The 17,159-nt window shown below is 40.4% G+C and carries 18 protein-coding genes; 8 read left to right on the top strand and 10 right to left on the bottom strand.

What is annotated here, in order from left to right; all coding sequences use genetic code 11:
* The first annotated feature begins 415 nt into the window (after window positions 1-415).
* Window positions 416-1,243 carry a phosphate ABC transporter substrate-binding protein gene (locus L4C35_RS13650; protein ID WP_428463396.1) on the top strand — a complete coding sequence of 276 codons (828 nt, stop codon included), beginning with the start codon at window positions 416-418 and terminating at the stop codon, window positions 1,241-1,243.
* Between the two features lie 139 nt (window positions 1,244-1,382).
* On the opposite strand, the gene L4C35_RS13645 is transcribed toward L4C35_RS13650, so the two are convergent.
* Entirely contained in the window at window positions 1,383-2,234 is an 852-nt protein-coding gene (locus tag L4C35_RS13645; RefSeq protein ID WP_428463395.1) for a sulfurtransferase, read from the bottom strand.
* Window positions 2,235-2,419: 185 nt separating this feature from the next.
* Here L4C35_RS13645 and L4C35_RS13640 point away from each other — a divergent pair, with 185 nt between their 5' ends.
* Window positions 2,420-3,457 (top strand): lipid A deacylase LpxR family protein, encoded by a 1,038-nt coding sequence (locus L4C35_RS13640; protein ID WP_428463394.1) that lies wholly within the window; start codon window positions 2,420-2,422, stop codon window positions 3,455-3,457.
* A gap of 117 nt (window positions 3,458-3,574) precedes the next feature.
* On the opposite strand, the gene L4C35_RS13635 is transcribed toward L4C35_RS13640, so the two are convergent.
* Window positions 3,575-4,399, bottom strand: a complete 825-nt coding sequence (locus L4C35_RS13635; RefSeq protein ID WP_428463393.1) for a DUF5718 family protein — start codon at window positions 4,397-4,399, stop codon at window positions 3,575-3,577.
* A gap of 245 nt (window positions 4,400-4,644) precedes the next feature.
* Here L4C35_RS13635 and L4C35_RS13630 point away from each other — a divergent pair, with 245 nt between their 5' ends.
* Entirely contained in the window at window positions 4,645-5,784 is a 1,140-nt protein-coding gene (locus L4C35_RS13630) for a trypsin-like serine protease (RefSeq protein WP_428463392.1), read from the top strand.
* A 67-nt stretch (window positions 5,785-5,851) separates the two neighbouring features.
* Here the strand turns inward: L4C35_RS13630 and L4C35_RS13625 are convergent, their stop codons facing one another.
* From L4C35_RS13625 to L4C35_RS13600, 6 genes are all read right to left on the bottom strand, one after another.
* Window positions 5,852-7,204 carry a sigma-54-dependent transcriptional regulator gene (locus L4C35_RS13625; protein WP_428463391.1) on the bottom strand — a complete coding sequence of 451 codons (1,353 nt, stop codon included), beginning with the start codon at window positions 7,202-7,204 and terminating at the stop codon, window positions 5,852-5,854.
* A gap of 291 nt (window positions 7,205-7,495) precedes the next feature.
* Entirely contained in the window at window positions 7,496-8,020 is a 525-nt protein-coding gene (locus L4C35_RS13620; protein WP_428463390.1) for a hypothetical protein, read from the bottom strand.
* 8 nt (window positions 8,021-8,028) lie between these two features.
* Complete coding sequence (locus L4C35_RS13615) at window positions 8,029-8,703, bottom strand: C39 family peptidase (protein WP_428463389.1); 675 nt, start codon at window positions 8,701-8,703, stop codon at window positions 8,029-8,031.
* A gap of 86 nt (window positions 8,704-8,789) precedes the next feature.
* Window positions 8,790-9,464, bottom strand: a complete 675-nt coding sequence (locus L4C35_RS13610; RefSeq protein WP_428463388.1) for a hypothetical protein — start codon at window positions 9,462-9,464, stop codon at window positions 8,790-8,792.
* 200 nt (window positions 9,465-9,664) lie between these two features.
* Window positions 9,665-9,997 carry a hypothetical protein gene (locus L4C35_RS13605; protein ID WP_048897681.1) on the bottom strand — a complete coding sequence of 111 codons (333 nt, stop codon included), beginning with the start codon at window positions 9,995-9,997 and terminating at the stop codon, window positions 9,665-9,667.
* Window positions 9,998-10,072: 75 nt separating this feature from the next.
* Complete coding sequence (locus tag L4C35_RS13600) at window positions 10,073-10,843, bottom strand: hypothetical protein (protein WP_428463387.1); 771 nt, start codon at window positions 10,841-10,843, stop codon at window positions 10,073-10,075.
* 371 nt (window positions 10,844-11,214) lie between these two features.
* Here L4C35_RS13600 and L4C35_RS13595 point away from each other — a divergent pair, with 371 nt between their 5' ends.
* Together L4C35_RS13595 and L4C35_RS13590 are read left to right on the top strand one after the other, a co-directional pair.
* Window positions 11,215-12,234 (top strand): transporter, encoded by a 1,020-nt coding sequence (locus tag L4C35_RS13595; RefSeq protein ID WP_428463386.1) that lies wholly within the window; start codon window positions 11,215-11,217, stop codon window positions 12,232-12,234.
* A 166-nt stretch (window positions 12,235-12,400) separates the two neighbouring features.
* The gene (locus L4C35_RS13590; RefSeq protein ID WP_428463385.1) at window positions 12,401-12,793 is read left to right on the top strand and encodes a DUF2750 domain-containing protein; all 393 of its coding nucleotides are present in this window, start codon (window positions 12,401-12,403) and stop codon (window positions 12,791-12,793) included.
* A gap of 53 nt (window positions 12,794-12,846) precedes the next feature.
* On the opposite strand, the gene L4C35_RS13585 is transcribed toward L4C35_RS13590, so the two are convergent.
* Entirely contained in the window at window positions 12,847-13,179 is a 333-nt protein-coding gene (locus L4C35_RS13585) for a hypothetical protein (RefSeq protein ID WP_428463384.1), read from the bottom strand.
* A 432-nt stretch (window positions 13,180-13,611) separates the two neighbouring features.
* Here L4C35_RS13585 and L4C35_RS13580 point away from each other — a divergent pair, with 432 nt between their 5' ends.
* The gene (locus L4C35_RS13580) at window positions 13,612-14,394 is read left to right on the top strand and encodes a nucleotidyltransferase family protein (protein WP_428463383.1); all 783 of its coding nucleotides are present in this window, start codon (window positions 13,612-13,614) and stop codon (window positions 14,392-14,394) included.
* Between the two features lie 237 nt (window positions 14,395-14,631).
* The gene (locus L4C35_RS13575; RefSeq protein WP_048897676.1) at window positions 14,632-14,892 is read left to right on the top strand and encodes a Rho-binding antiterminator; all 261 of its coding nucleotides are present in this window, start codon (window positions 14,632-14,634) and stop codon (window positions 14,890-14,892) included.
* Between the two features lie 397 nt (window positions 14,893-15,289).
* Here L4C35_RS13575 and L4C35_RS13570 read toward each other — a convergent pair whose 3' ends face one another.
* On the bottom strand, window positions 15,290-16,117 hold the full coding sequence (locus L4C35_RS13570; protein ID WP_428463382.1) for a LysR family transcriptional regulator: 828 nt from the start codon (window positions 16,115-16,117) through the stop codon (window positions 15,290-15,292).
* A 229-nt stretch (window positions 16,118-16,346) separates the two neighbouring features.
* Here L4C35_RS13570 and L4C35_RS13565 point away from each other — a divergent pair, with 229 nt between their 5' ends.
* Window positions 16,347-17,069, top strand: a complete 723-nt coding sequence (locus tag L4C35_RS13565) for an SDR family oxidoreductase (protein WP_428463381.1) — start codon at window positions 16,347-16,349, stop codon at window positions 17,067-17,069.
* The last annotated feature ends 90 nt before the right edge of the window (window positions 17,070-17,159 follow it).

Below are 17,159 nucleotides of genomic sequence, written 5' to 3'. Positions count from 1 at the left end.
CCCACTACCAATACCAAGTCAGCGCAAGCACCCTTCAGGGTATAATTTCAGCTCGATCAAATGCATCTATCATCATATATATCTCCATTTAGACACCAAGTGCAACAGTGGGCATAGCAAAATGCGGTGTGTATCAATGTTCGCAGCGGATTTCTTCTTGCATCGATAAATTTGTCAATTGTAATCTGCATTATTTGAAGCAAAGTCTGATATTTATAAATATCTACTCTTACCTTCCCTCTCCACTTAGTTCCCATAAAGCACAAAAAGTGCTAGCCATACGTACTTAATGCATCCACTGCCGATCTATATGGATACTCTTTTATCGCACTTGCACATACTCATGTTGGTTTTCACATAAATGTCATATCTCCGTAATAAGATGTCGCAAATTATTTCAATATGGAGAAAGTCTATGTTCCCACGGGCTACTACTCTGCTAGCACTATGCATTGGCTTGACATTCAACGCACAAGCAGAAACCCTGACTGTGTCAGGTTCTACTTCAGCAAGTCATATTGTTGAAGTGTTAGCTGAAACCTACTCAGCAGATAAAAATGACAATCAGATTGCCGTTCAAGGGATAGGGTCGTCTGCGGGTATTACTGCGGTTCAAAAAGGAGTAGCACGACTCGGTATGAGTTCTCGTTACTTAACCGAAGATGAAATTCAAACCAAGCTTAATAGTGTCACTTTTGCGCATGATGGCATTGCTTTAGTCGTGAACAAAAACAATTCGATTAAAAACCTAACAAAAGAACAAATATCTCAAATTTACCATGGTGAAATTACTAACTGGAACCAAGTGAATGGGCCAGATCGTAAGATTGCAGTTGTTAGCCGTGAAAACGCATCGGGTTCTCGCTTTTCTTTTGAAGATTTCATGGAATTAACCAAAGATATCAAAGGAGTTCGTGTTTCCGACATCAATCCACAAGCGATTGTTGTAAATACAAATGGTATGGTTAAGAGCTTAGTTTCGGGTAATCAGCATGCTATTGGTTATGTCTCTTTGGGCTCAATCGATGATTCAATAAAAGCACTTGATTTTGAAGGTGTATCACCCACCCTTGAGAACCTCGAGTCGGGTGAATATCAAATTTCGCGACCTTTCTTAATGCTATATAAAGACACAGCGTTAACAACAGATAAAGCAGCGAAAAGTTTTGTCGATTACATCGTGTCTCCTCAAGGACAGTCTATTATTGATGAGCAAGGCTATCTTGCCTCGAAAATAGAATAACCTAATGTATACCAAGCCGATACGGGCTTAATACTTTAGGTTAAACAGGCTTCATCGCGTTGATTTTGATGTGATACCACATTAATCATAAACCTAGATCAAGCCTGTTTTATTCTCTCTGATTGAAAAGGAATGAGCTTTACTCTTCTTTAACAACTGGATATTGTTCGTTACTCCCCCACTCAGTCCATGAGCCATCATAAACCGCGATGTGCTTCCGTCCCGTCTGCTCTGCAGCCAGCGCAAGAATGCACGCCGTGATCCCCGAACCACAACTAAATATATATTGCTGCTCAGTTGGTGCTAACTCATCAAAGTATTTATTTAACCTAGACTTATCCGCTAACTTGCCATCAAAAACCACTTTAGCAAAAGGCAAATTCTTAGCATTAGGCATGTGTCCGCTACGAACTCCTGCTCGAGGTTCAATTTGCTTACCTGCAAATCGTTCAGCAGGTCTCGCATCAACAATCGTTACCGCCTCATTAGTCAGTTGCTTACTAACGTCTTGAGCACTTGCTATCCAGTTAGGCTGGCGACTCGCTATATAAGAAGAAGGGGCTATATTACCGTGAGGTGTATGTGTTTCTATCTCACCACCAGCCGCTAGCCATGCAGGTAAGCCACCATCAAGTACTGCAACATTGTGATGTCCCATGGCTTTGAACATCCACCACGCTCTTGGTGATGAAAATAACCCTATCGTATCGTAAATAATTATGGTGCTATCGTTACTAATGCCAAGCTTAGATACTTCATATGCGAAGCCTTCAGCTGTAGGTAACATGTGTGGTAACGGTGACTCATGTGATTTTATCTTGTTATCAAAGTCAAAAAAAAGTGAGTCAGGTATACGTTTAGCAGCCCACTCTTGTTGAGGGAAGCGTCCTGATCCTGGCATAAACCAGCTGGCATCCAAGACGGTTATTGATGGGTGATCAATATGCTGGTTAAGCCATTGAGCCGAAATAACTGATGATGGTATATCCACAATGGTTCCTTTTATCTCTTCACACTATCCGGTTTGATGTAATACCAGTCCATCAATGATCTCATCATTTATGCTGATTAATTTAAGTCTAAATCGTAAATTTGACTGGTTCGTCAGTGTTTTAAAATAGCATATCGTATAAGTTTTGTTTTATGCATGTATGTGATTTATCAATAAGGCAGTCGATGAGAATATACAAGAAAGCCACAATTGGCTTTCCCATTATCGCTATGACTACACTCTTCACCAGTGCATTAGTGGTAAACGTACACGCCGCCAATACAACAACGCCACATACTTTTAGTAGTATTTCATTTTCAATGGAAAATGACGGCATAGTTCAAAATGATCAAAACTATACCAATGGCATTTTCCTCAACTATAGTTCAGCCGTCACATCAGAATTGGCTAACAATGCACCTTTTCCTATTGCTACCCTAGCTAACTGGTTACCGTTAAACAACCGCGCTTGGCAAGGTTGGCGTATTAAACTTGGCCAGCAAATGTGGACCCCGAGTGACATCACGATAGAAAAACCACAACCTAATGAGCGCCCATATGCTGGCTTACTCTTCCTAGATACGGGCATATTCCAATACACAGCCAATCAAGCTGACAAGTTCACCTTACGACTAGGAACTGTTGGCCCAAACGCGCTAGCAGAAAGTGCGCAAAAGTTCGTTCATAGCATTACCCCATCGAAAGAACCGAAGGGCTGGGCTTATCAAATTGAAAATGAGCTCGTTGCTAATGCTAATTATGAAGGACATCGACTCGTCAATCGTTTCTCTTCCTTCAATGACAAGCAATGGGAATGGAGCGCGGTGGGCAGGTTAGATGCAGGTAACTATCGGAGTGAAGCAGCCTTTGGGAGTGTGATACGTTGGGGAAACCAACTATCAGAAACCTTTGGCTCTATTGGCTTTACACCTAATCAAATCACGGATGTTGGCTTACTCTCTTCCAGTCATTCAGGTTATTTTTTGTATACTGGTCTTGAAGGTCGATACCGATTCAACGATATAACCCTTGAGGGCGACAAACCCATCGAAGTGGATGATGTTACCTTGCAACATTGGCAAGCTAGCCTCATCGCTGGCGTTGTATTCTATCGTTCAAATTGGGGGATCAGTTTGAGTATGGCAGCTGATACAAAAAGCTTTGAGGAAGACAGCCAAGAGATTAGTCCTTATGGCGCATTTAAAATCTTTTACCGCTATTAATACCAACCTACCTAAGTAACTGATCGTTCTTGCTGATTATAATCAGACTCGCTCTGCCTAAAAAAGGTATGACACCTATACCTTTAGTAAGCAGAGCTAAACTGCAAAAAGTGACGTTTAAGCTACATGCTGAACAAGCGCCGACAAGCCACTTTTAGCAAATTTGTTCGCTTTCGCCATTTGGGCAATTTCATCTTCCTGATACTGTTTACCATCATAAACCACGACTATACTGGTGTCGCCCGACTGCAAAAAGTGTGTTTCTCCATACTCTGTATAACGCGTTGCACCTATACTAATTAACGCTTGAGATGGGTAATCCGCGTGCGATAGCAATTGCGCTATATTTTCTGTTGGGCCAACATCTTGCTGGTTGTTCATACGATCAATAATCCAATCAAGAAGTTGCTGATGAAAGTAACTGTAACCAATTACAGGGCTATCCTCGCCATAACGCTCAGTTTTATCACCACGCTTATGGAAGCTCGCAATGCGATAATCATCTAGCACACCGCCTTCTGCTAAATGGTCAAGATCAAACAACTCAGCAGCAATACCTTTGGTGTCAGCACCCCAGTTTTTCTTTTCACTGATCTTCTTAGCGTTAGGCTTACGAATCGAACAGTCGTTATATGCCGCAAACTTTATCGGTTTCAAACCAATCACTTGCGTACCCTGATATTCGATATCACACAAAAGTGCAACTTCAGGCTCAATTTGTAAATTATCGGCATCATTAGGTGGCACAATAGTATTTGACGATAAAGGGTAAGTAGACAGAAAGCCTGCTTGCTTTGATGGAACATAAAATGGAAAAATGGCTTTAGGCTGAATCGCTTCTTTCACCTCTACGGCTAAAAAATCTTTCGCTTCGCCTGCCTGCTCTAAATGCCCAGCAAAATTACCTGCTACACCAAACCCAATTACATTTCTAAATGCCATAACTTCAAACCTAACTTCATAATAAGAAATACCCTTCTATATTAACGAGCAACAGAACCAGATTCGATAACTAGTCATCGCTAATTTGTTTTCGATCAGGTAACAGCCACAAGCGACTTATATTCTAATTAATAATCATTACTATTGGTGATGATCATCACATTTAATTAACGCCCCATACCAATAGCACTAAAATGCTGTATATTGCACCTATAGTATAAAAACACCGTACATTAAGGTGACAAATGAAAAAGACAAAAACCATTATCGCAACGTTATGCTTGCTGGGTGCTACAGCTACCTTTGCATCACAGGCCACAGTTACCGCCCCATCGTTGGATCAATCGTTTCAGCCATCAGTGCTACCACGAGTCATGAATGGTGAAACTGCCGTTCAAGATTTACTACCGTGGCAAGTGTTAGTGTTCGGCCAGTCAAGCGGCACTATGTGTGGCGGCTCGATCATTTCTGAACACTGGATCGTTACCGCTGCGCACTGTACGTTCAAAATTGAGCTTGGCAGTCGTAAAGTCATGCTGCAAAAAGGTGACTACATTTTCGCAGGCACCACTAACCCTCATATTTATGGTGGCTACCTAGATGCGAGTAAAGCTACAAAAATTGAGGAAGTCATTACCCATAAAGATTACGACCCTCAAATTCAAGCAACACGATTTGATAACGATATTGCACTGATCCGTGTGAAGGCGTCGCTATACGATCTTGGTGGTAAAGCCATTAAAATTGCCAGCTTTAATCAACCTAACCTTGCAACAGCAGAGCAAACACAAGCTGACCAACAATTTGGCAATACTTACGTCAAAGGTCAGGATTCTCAAGCAACACTTATTGCTTCTGGTTGGGGACACCTAGGTACGCAAAACAAAACATCAGATACACTTCAAGTTGTTAAACTTGCAGGTATTCCTGATAGCCAATGTGATAGTTCTCCATATAAAGGTGATTACTTTGTCTGTGCTGACTCAAACCGTGCATCGGTGAAAAAAGACGTATGCCGTGGTGATTCAGGCGGTCCCTTGATCTGGCAAAACCCGGCTAATGTAAATGATGCAGATAAAGGTTTACGCTTGGTTGGTGCAACCAGTAATGGCCCATTATGTAGTGCCAAAAATGATGGACTAACGGATGGGGATGGCTTATATACGCAAGTTTCCTACTACCGCCAATGGATCGAAACTAAAACAGGTCTTAATTTAGACTCGCTTCCTATGGCTAGCTATAAGTATGACCCGTTCAAGGTAGTGAAAGATACTCCACCCAAAGAACCTAAAAAGCCAGATTCAGAGTCTAGCGGTGGTGGTTCAGTACCACTGTTCAGCCTAGTCGCCTTAGGTCTATTCGGCTGGCTTCGCCGTAACAAGTAAGCGTAGCAAGTAAAAAAATCCAGCCAATAGGCTGGATTTTTACATATTAATCTAAATAGCAGCAAATTTAATCACGCATAAAACTGCTATTGTAGTGCCTCACATCAGGCACTATGTTGTGCTTGTTCAACAAGCGATACATAGTGGCACGCGACACCCCTAGGTCTTTTGCTGCCGATGCCACTTGACCACGGTGTGTTTCTAGCACTGCCACTAAAACATCTTTTTCAGCTTCATCTTTAATGTTACGCAAGCTCTGCTTTAAGTTCGCTTTGCTCGGTAAATCAAAATGCTCAGCTCTTACTTCATTACCCTCTGCCAACAATGCCGCTCGCTTAACTTGGTTTATCAGCTCACGCACATTGCCAGGCCAACTGTAGCGTAGCAGTAGCTGTTTTGAGTCTTCAGAAAAGGTTGATGCCATGGTGCTATATTCCGTAGCAAACTTGGCTAAGAACTTTTCAGCCAGCATAAAAATATCCGAACCACGTTCACGTAGTGTTGGCACTTTTATATGGAACACATTAAGGCGGTAAAACAGCTCCTTACTAAACTCACCATTTAATACCGCATTTTCAAGATCTGAGCTTGATGAAGCCACAATACGTATATCGCAATGTGAGTCATCTTCTAGAGTATCGTTCGCCGGAGCTTGTAGGTAATTCAATAGTTCGTCTTGAAGTTCTTTCGATAGCTCTTCAACGTTATCGAGCAAGATAGTGCCAGTAGCCCGAAGTTCACCATCATCTTGCAACTCAGATGTTGAAGTTCTTAAAAATGCCACTTTCTCATCATCTTTGGATAAAGATCCACAGTTTACGGTAACGAAAGACGCATTTTTACGCTTAGATAAATTGTGAATTGACTTAGCAATCAATTCCTTGCCCGTACCGTTTTCTCCCGTTAAGAATACATTTACATCTGTAGAAGCAACCCTACGCACCATATCACGAAGTTGTTTTATCGACTTAGATTCACCAAATAAGCCCATATCATGCTGTGAGGTAATTTCCACCCAAGAACTGGCTTCAATCTCCAGCATCCCAAGTTGGTGCCCTACTGTTTCAAGTAAATGGTTACTCGGAATCGGCACTGAAAAATAATCGACGCAGAAGTTATTAATAAATTGGCATATCGCATCTGTTTGCAGCTGCTCTTTTTTAATAACTGCAATCCATTTTACGTGTTTGGTTTTATTTGCCCTCAAAGCAATGCTATTCAAGCTAAAATCATTATTGCTTAAATCAACAATACAAATACATGGACTGTACTCATCCAAGATTGAGTCAGCCGTTCGGAGGTCGTAACAACAGTGTGTTTTCCAGCCTGATTGTTCTAAAAGCGCAATCCAAGGTTCATAGTTACATCCAATTGCAACTAAGCGACCATTAAAAGATTTATTTTGACATTGAGCCACCATCGAAGTCACCTTCTATTTCAATGTGCATTTTTTATAATGTCTTAAAAATATAGGTGAGAAATGATAAGTTTGCAGGGTATCAGATATAAGAAACGTCTCAAAGAGTTCAAAAATAACATATACATAATGTCATTTAAGATAAGTTCATTTCTTTTTCAAGAACTTAATAACATTTATATTATTACACGAAAGCTTAAAAAGTAATTACAAACAATCGTTAATGACAAAAAAACACAACAAAAAAGGTATAGTACCAAGTACTATACCTTCTTTTTCGACTAAATAGCCTATCTAGTAACTATGACTTAATATCGCGTTTTCCAAACGATTTATATTCCCTTGTTCTCGTAAGAACCCTTCTACATCAGCTTCAATATTAAGCTCGGTTTGAATACGAATATTTGCACCATCGACAGTATTTTGAATAATATTCGCAATACTCCCATCTTGTAGACTTAACGTTGGGCTTACCGTATTTCCCCCTGTTCCTGGATTATCGTTTTGAACCACTGTTATGGGGTCTGTAACCTCATTGATACCTGCTGTTGTTAACACCCCATTATCAATGGTCAAGTTGGCAATTTGAGAGGTGTAAACCTTGCTACCATTTAATGCTGTTGAGATGGTTAACCCTATATTTATCAATGTGTTATTTATTGATATAAAACCACCTCTGACCGTTGCCATTTCTTGTTCACTCATGGTGACAAGATTATGCTTTTTCTCATCTAAGGATAGAAATCCGATCGAGGCATGGGCAACAAAAGCCACACCACCAATCGCAGATATTATGGATAATCGGGATAACTTTTTCATACTAGCCTCTAATAATCGTTTGCTCCTGGCAAGGTAATGCTAAAGGTTGCAAGCGAATCGCGCGAAACCGCCTCTGCTGTCGGCGATGACGCATAAACACTATAATTTTCTTTTTTTATAAAACCATTTCTAGCAACATCAATATGGCTTTTAACCAGTAAAACTAGCCCTTTGTAATATTCTTCAAACTCTTTGATTTCCATAACAACAGTACCTCTTGATGGATCACCAAGAATAACTTGCTTTGTGTTAATGCCTTTTATTACAACAAAGTGCATATACCCATCAAAATTTATTATGGTAATTGCAGGAATACCGAGTTTCTTTATTTTTTCCAGAGGTAGCTTATAACCGTTAGCTTCTAAGCCTATTGAATTGATGTACTTTTTCATATCTAATAAAGAAAACCCTTGCTTCTCTATTTTTTCTTTATCACCATGTTTGAACATAAAATCAAACACTTCACTTTCATTAATCTCAATGTCGTAGTGAAACGTCATTAATGAAGCAACCGCGGCTGATCCGCAACTAAAATCATATTGCTGACGATGCACATCACCAAACAACTGCTCTTGGTAGCTTTTCACTTTAACGTTATACCCTCCTCGACTTGGAAAGTAGTCTAGCGCTAAAACAGAAAAACTGGTGGTTATGCCTAATAATATCGCTATCGATTTATTCATAACAACAACACCCAAGATTTACAGTACACCGATTGTGTCAGTGAAATAATGAAAAGAAGGGCCTACTTCTAGGCCCTTTCTCGATCTTATTGTGAGCCAACCAACGCTGCATTGGTACTTGTTGTTTGTTGCACTAATGAATTATTACCAACGTTTTGACCAGCGATGCTTATACCTGATGCACCACCGAAGGAGTCATTCATTGAGTTCATCTGCTCAACTTTTACGACTGAATCACTACCTTCACTGCTACCACCACGACCACGGTAACCTTTGTCACCATGTTCACTACAGCAAGCGCCACCATAGGTTACAGATGCGCCCATCACGTCACCTTCTAGCTTGCTTTCAGCCAAGTAATGATCGATATCGATATCAATATCTACTGCTTTTGATGCATCCCACTGGCTATTGTCATAGTACATCTGAGAATTATCACTATTGTCAGTTTTTACAACACTCTCGTCGTTACCGATATCTGACATATAAAGTAGATCGTTATCTTGGTTACCGCTGTAATCAATTTCTTTTGATTTGCTATATTCTGCTGTGTAAGACTTGTCTACATCTACATTGCCTGAACCATCAACATCCACGTATTCTGATTTAGATTTGTCGAAATCATAGGTCGCATCTTTATTAAAAGAATCTTGAACTAATACATCAACATTATTTGCATTTTGGGTATTATCCTCATCTGCCAAAGCAAATGGAGATGCCATTACTACTGCTACTACTAGTGCGATATTAGTTTTACGCATGATATTACTCCAAATATGTTGTGTGCATTGTTTTTATTATTTACATCACATCTAAGCGCTGAGTTATTTCAGCTTATTATCTGTAGTCATTAATAAATGACCGAAGTAATGTTGTTAGTCCCTGCGAAAGGCGCAACTCAATAAATGTTGAGTAAACGGGCTGGCACAGCTTCATGCCAGCACATAGATAAACTAACAGGTTACTTCAATGTCAGGTTTACTACGGTTGCATTTTGAATCAATACATTATTGCCCGTATTTTGCACTACACTAAAAACCCCAGACGAATCGGCAAAAGAGCCTGAATCAATAATATTATCACCTGTGGTATTATGGTAAGCACTATTACCTGCAACATCGCCGTCCATCTCTGAATGAGCCTGCATATTATCAATTTGAATCTCGTAATTTGTCCCACGAGATTGACCCATTAAATCATCAGAAATCATGTCAGAGCTTGTTAGAATATCCAACTCATCTGCAACTGCCCCACTAGATAATAAAACAGCAGCAATCAGCGTTAAATATTTCATAACATCCTCCTGAGAGTTACTCTTATTTACCAGCAACTCTCAGCTTGTTTGTTACCGGCCGAAGTTAAGTGTTAACTAGTATAAAATGGCATTGGTACTAGCACTTTGTTGAACCAACGAGTTATTACCCGCATTTTGACCTGCCATGTTTATACCCGATGCGCCAGCAAATGAATTGTTCATTTCGTTTGATTGCGTCACCATAACTTCACTCATACCACCGCCGCTACCACCACTGCCATAACGACCACCGCGTTCACCGTAACCACTGTCACAACAACCACCGCCGTACTTCACTGAGCTCTGTGCCACAGAACCATCAAGTTCAGCTTTAGATACAAAGTGATTGGTATCCATATCGATATGCCAATCTTGGCTGTAATCATGAGTGCTATTATCTTCCCAGTGCTTACTGTTATCGCTGTTGTCGGTATAACGGTGACTACGGTCGTTATCAATGTTGTGCATTAATAACGCATCGTTGTCTTGGTTATAGCTATCTTTCACTGTGTAAGAATGATCAACAGTATGTTTTGCATCATAATGTGCGTCGTAATTAAATGAATCATTCACCGAAAGATCTTTATCATGCGAAGAAGTGTACGTTACTGTTTTATCGTAATTACCACTGTTATCGATAGTGTAAATTTCATTACCTACGTCATTTTTATTTGTGACATCACCAGCTGCTACTGGGCCACCACCATAACCGTCATCATAATCACCACCACCTTGATAACCACCATCGCTACCACTGTCGTCATATCCACCTTGGTGACCATCCGCTAGAGCTAACGGCGAACTAACAAGTACTGCTACTAATAGTGCGAGATTTGTTTTACGCATGGTATTACTCCAAATATGTTGTCTTGTTATTTTTCTATTAACTCGCAATATTTCTGCGAGATACATTAAATCTAGTCATCACCAAGTTTTGAACTGTATTAATTTTAATAAGTTTATTTTCCCTTAAATAAACAGTGGCTTAACTTTACGTTTATTTAAATTGACAGTTCTCAGTTCCAACATAGCTAATTAATATTAATTGCGAAGCAAATTATCAATTCTGAGAGGGTCTTATAAGCATCTCAGGATTAAGACATTAAATGAGACGTCTCATTAGACGTTATGTCTCATTCTACTACTCTTTTTTTATGGTCAAAGACGTATAACTCTCCGACCTTTTTGGGATTAATTTGCGTTAAAGTGAGGAAGTTTTGAATACATTCAAATATAAAAGCTTAGTAGCGCTACTAACACTTTGTTCTAGTGCTGTTTTTGCCGAGGAACCCTCAGCAGATCAAACCGGCGATAAAGAAGAAAAGCCAAAAAGAGTTCAAACCGTTGCTGATATTTTTGAGCAGCCAGGTGTATTAACGCCACGGGGTTCTTTTGTCTTAGACACGTCATTTTCGTACACACAGAACTCATCAAACTCTGTGTCAGTTGTAGGCTATACCGTCCTTCCATCATTAATTGTTGGCTTAATTGAAGCCAGTGATGTCGATAGAACGACGCTGACTGTTGGTTTTACGGGACGTTACGGTATCACCAACCGTTTTGAAGTAGAGACACGTATACCGCTAGTTTATCGAGCCGATTCAATTTCAAAGCGTAAAGCACAAACTGGAGCCAATAATAATGAGCTCATTGATCTTGATGGTAGTGGTTTGGGTGACATTGAAGCAGCTTTTAAGTATCAATTTAACATGAACACCGCTCCTTATTGGATTGGTAGCCTACGTTTTAAAAGTACAACGGGGAAATCACCTTACGATGTCAACATCGATCCAAAAACCAATGAATTTGAAAGTTTACCCACAGGATCAGGGTTTGCCAGTATAGAGCCTGGGATCACTATGATCTTACCGATCGACCCTGCTGTAATTTATGCAAGTACCAGCTATATCTGGAATATAGAAGACGATGTTGATACAGATAGCGGTACCCAAACCATTGATTTAGGCGACACGATTTCATTTAGTGCCGGTATGGGTTTTGCCGTTAATCCCAAGTTCTCATTCAGTATGGGGCTTAGCCATAAAACTATTTTGAAGTCGAAAATCAATGGTGCTACACCAGACAATGCAAAATTACTGCAATTAGATTCACTCTCGTTCGGTGCTAACTACGCCATCAGCCGCGATACGACTATCAACATCGGTGCAACCGCAGGGTTAACGGCCGATGCGCCTGACTTCCAGTTATCATTGCGTATTCCAATTACATTAAAATAGAGACAAGCGTGCCTATCCACCATTTTAGGCGCGCTGCTTTCTCTCCTTTCAGCTAATACGTACTATCAACATATCCTCTCTTCTTCCTTATGCCGAGTTTCGCTTAACTCTGGTACGAAATTGCACTATCCTATAGCCAATTATCTGTCCCGTATCAGGAATATTCATGGCAACCCCATTAGATCAAACTCAAATCGACAACATCAACCAGTATGATGCAGAGAAGCGCTACCAGTATCTGATCAAAGAAGTCGTTGCAAACCGCGAAATTTGGATCCTAACCGATGAACACGGTTGTGTGATGCTAAACAGTGAAGATGAAGACTGTGTGCCAGTATGGCCAAATAAAGAATTTGCTGAATCTTGGGCAACAGGTGACTGGGATCACTGTAAAGCTGAGTCTATTTCATTAAATAAGTGGCACAGTCGTTGGAGCCACGGCCTTGAAGATGATGAACTTGCCGTTGCTATTTTCCCAAATCAGGATGAAGAAGGGCTTGTGATTTTCCCTGATGAGTTTGATTTCGAGCTAAAACAACAAGCTCGTAAAGCTAAATAATCGTTAAAGGGGCTCTGGAGCCCCTTTTTCTATCAGCTGATTTGTAGCATCACTTATTGTAATGGCTTCTTACAATGACTACACGACACGGGAGGCTTCATAAAAAAAGGAGAACGGCTCGCGTTACCGCATGCATCGCAAAACTTGGTAGAGCGAATAGTCAACAATGTTAAAGGCACCATAAAAACCAGCAAGCCAATCATCATCGGCAATGGCGGTTGCATGTAAACAATGAACACAGCCAAAACGGTGTTACTAAAAATAGTGTATTTAGGCCATAGCTTACGTTTGCGTGCTGCATCTTTTCCGCGCTGAAAAAGCAACATGCTACCTACCGAAAGCCCTAACCAAATCACGACTAAAATAATCAATAATTCTTGCTGCAAAATACCCTACCTTATGAACAAGTGTTTCATACGCAGTGTAACCGATTTTATCCAGAAGTGATGAAGTAATCCCTATTACGACTCGCCTTATGGCTTGAACTCGCTTTCATCTAACCACAACACCTCCAGTTTGTAGAGCATGTCACACTTTCTGCTTATTTATCGAAGAAAGCCATTAAATCACCCTTGTAATGGCTCAAATCTCCCATATATATGCTGTATGAGCGGCTAATATTCATTTTGAGTTCAGTTAGCTTTGCTAAGATAGCAACCGTAAACAAAGAGACAAACAAGAAGACAACCTAACAACATACTATGCCTTTTACCCTTCATCATTGTGAAGATGATGCTGGAAACACCGTTTTATGTAAGTTGTAGATTGTTTACGTGACAGTTAGCTGCTGTCACCTAAGCTATCACTGGAGTTGTTGAATGGATATTAAATCTGTTATTCGTGCTTGTTGTGTTCTTTTATGTGTTGTTGGCCGTGGCTCTGTTGCTGCACCGCTGCCTCATTTTACTGACACAGACTTCGAGCCTTCTTCCAAAGAAACGGTTCAGAGTAAAAAATCGTTTCAGCGCAGCCTGAGTGGTCTTTACAGCATTGAAAGTTGGCAAGAGCCAGCAATCACTCAACCTTATTCTGAGTTTGGTACGCTTTACAATGCAGCTATCCATGCTCAAACTGAACTTGACTCGCTAATCAAAGAAATTAGCTTAGTCACTCAAACTCAGGCGATTATCCCTGGCGTTAAATCAAAAGCTCGCGCTCAACAAAAAGTGGCGACAGAACTTCAGGGTGACGTAAGTCGCATTACCGACTTAGCCCGTGGCTCTATCGTTGCCGACGATATTCCAAGCTTGGTGCAAGCGTTTGAATTAATGAATAAAGAAGTAACAGTTGTTGCAGTAAAAAACAGGTTTAAAAAGCCTACAGCTTCTGGTTACCGTGATTTAAAAATGTTGGTGCAGTTACCAGAAACCAACATCATTGCAGAAGTTCAATTGCACCTGAAAGGTATTTCAGACATTAAAAATGGTGCAGAACATGAAATATACGAGAAAATTCAGAAGATTGAGCGTAAAGGTCTAGAACAAGACCGTGAATTATCAGAATTTGAACTTGCACAAATCAAGCAACTTCGCTCTGAATCACAAGAACTGTATCAAGATGCATGGCAGCAATATTTACAGCCAGAAACAATTGCTATCTAAACTGAAAGCAACAATGACACCTCCCACTAAAGGCCGTTTCGACGGCCTTTTGATTAACTTACTCTCCCGTTAAGTCATCGTTTCGTTCCCATTTTTGAGACAACCCCTTATCTATTGACTATCCTATTAGTACCGTCATTTCTAGTTATACCTAGCTAGAAACAGGAAATAGCATGGTCATCACATAAGAAACCCTTTCGTGATGTACACATAGCGATAACAGCGTTAGGAAATAATATGTCACATACTTATAAACCTATCGACTGTGCATTACATGATTGTTTTGAAATTGCTTGTTTATATCACTACCAAGTGACGCTTAAACTACGCGATCAAAGCATTATCGAAGGTGAATGCATAACAACAGAAACCCACCCTGATAAATCAGAATGGCTAGTATGTAAAACGCAATACCAATACCTAAAGATCAGGCTAGATCAGATACGTAAGATGTACTCAAAATCAGCCAATGCTATCTTTGGTGAAGTAAACCTCTAATTTAGTTGCCAAAAGCACGTATTTGCGTGCTTTTGTTTATCGCTCATAAGTGTGTACACTATAAAACCAAATTGATGAGCGAACAGATTTCTATGTCTTCAATTTTTACAGTCGCCACTAACGTCATAATGGCTATTGCGATGCTCTATTCACAACTCTATCAATACTTTACACCGCATAAGGTTATCGGTTTCCCCTTGAATTACGTTTCTTATTTTGGGAAGACTGACACTTACCTATTTTTCCCAGCACGTCTCATTACTACGGGTGTGTTTTGGCTATTCATTTTTATCCTCTTAAACATATTCATCCTACTGGCTAAAAAAACCATAGAATCAAAATGACAAACCCAAAAAACAATAATGGTTACTCGCGATTCTCTAAATATTTATAGCCTTTATCGTAATGCTCTTATCACCGCATTTAATGCTTGGCTATTGGCCTTGCTTGCTGCGTACGTCAATCCTAATCGGCGGAACATTCTAGGCCCAACCAAAGGTACAGTTATCAACTGCTTCGATTGCTCCAATACCCCTGTTGGTAAAAAAGAAATACCTATTCCTGCTTGTACCAAGTGCATCACTTGCATTTTATGTTCAGCCCTAGCGAGTAAATTTAATGACAAACCATCACAGGCTAATAAGCTGATGGTTTGCTGGTGCGCTTCACACGGTGGGCATTCAATAAAATCATACTGATGCAAATCACTCGGTTTCACTTCATCAAGCTGTGCCAGAGGGTGATCAGGTAACATACAAAGCACGTAATCCTCTTCCCAAAGCGGTAAGAAAATCTCATCTTCAGCCTTCAATATATCTAACGTAATCGCGCAATCAGCATATGGATCGTTGGCATCAACCAACTCTAAACGTAATTCAGGGCAGTTTTCGCTTAACTTAGCCATTACCCGAGCCAATTCGGTCTGACTTAAATCTGGAAAGTTCGCTATTTTAATCGGTGTTGTTTGTTTACGCTGAGTAAAAAGATCAGGTAAAGCATGAATCTCGTTCATTAACTGTACGGCTTTAGGATATAGATGATGTGACTCTTCAGTCAGTGTTACCCCTTTCTTATGGCGCTCAAATAAGGTTACTCCTAGCTCTTCTTCCAGCTGCTTTACGGCATTTGAAATAGAAGGTTGCGAAACGTAGCATCGGTTTGCCGCTGCGGTGATGTTTTGCTCTTCATACACGGCAACAAAAAAACGCAATAACCGTAAATCCATACCCAGTTCCTAATATTCATTCATCTTAAAAATACACTGCATGATAAATAACACTTATGGTTACGCGCTTCAAATTATCTATCCATAGTTTTTACTTATCATAACCCTTAGTAATTGATATTTTTCAATTTCATCTCCTAGGCTTATATTAGCCACCAGAACGCAGCAAGCTATTCCATTTATGTTGCGTAACCTCATGTTATAAAATAATTTTTAGAGAGAGTATCTTATGTCTAAGCCACTAGTTGTTATCACAGGTGCAAGTTCAGGTATTGGTGAAGCAACCGCACGTCACCTTTCAGAGCAAGGATACGCTCTTTTATTATTAGCACGCCGCGTTGAACGCTTAGAAGCTTTGAATCTGCCAGACACCCTATGCCGCAAAGTTGATGTTACTGATGTGGCTAGCTTTAAAGCAGCTATCGAAGAAGCTGAAGCACAATTTGGCAAAGTAGACTGCTTAATTAACAATGCTGGCGTCATGCTACTTGGTCTAGTGCATGAGCAAAGTCCACTAGAATGGCAAAATATGGTTAACGTCAACATTCTAGGCTTAATGAACGGTATTCATTGTGTACTTGCCGATATGAAGGCACGTAAAGGCGGCACTATCATCAACATCAGTTCTGTTGCTGGCCGTAAAACATTCCCAAGCCATGCCGCGTACTGTGGAACAAAATTTGCCGTACATGCTATGAGCGAAAACATTCGTGAAGAAGTGGCAAGCGAAGACGTACGCGTGATCACAATTGCACCGGGTGCTGTTGAAACTGAGCTACTTAGCCACACAACTAGCGAAGAAATCAAAGCGGGCTACGAAGATTGGAAACAAGACATGGGCGGCATTCTGGCACCACAAGATATTGCGAATGCTATCAGCTATGCATACAACCAACCACAAAACGTATGTATCCGTGAAATCGTACTAGCTGCGACTCGTCAACAGCCTTAAGTTTCTGACTGATAACTTATCAATAGACCAAGCCACCTTACGAATAGTGAGGTGGCTTTTTCTGTTCTGCTTCAGAAAATAAACATTAAT

The organism is Photobacterium kagoshimensis (assembly GCF_050337045.1).
In the GTDB taxonomy this organism is placed as follows: domain Bacteria; phylum Pseudomonadota; class Gammaproteobacteria; order Enterobacterales; family Vibrionaceae; genus Photobacterium; species Photobacterium kagoshimensis.
The sequence above is the reverse complement of the archived record's forward strand: the minus strand, read 5'-3'. Positions and strand labels throughout refer to the sequence as shown.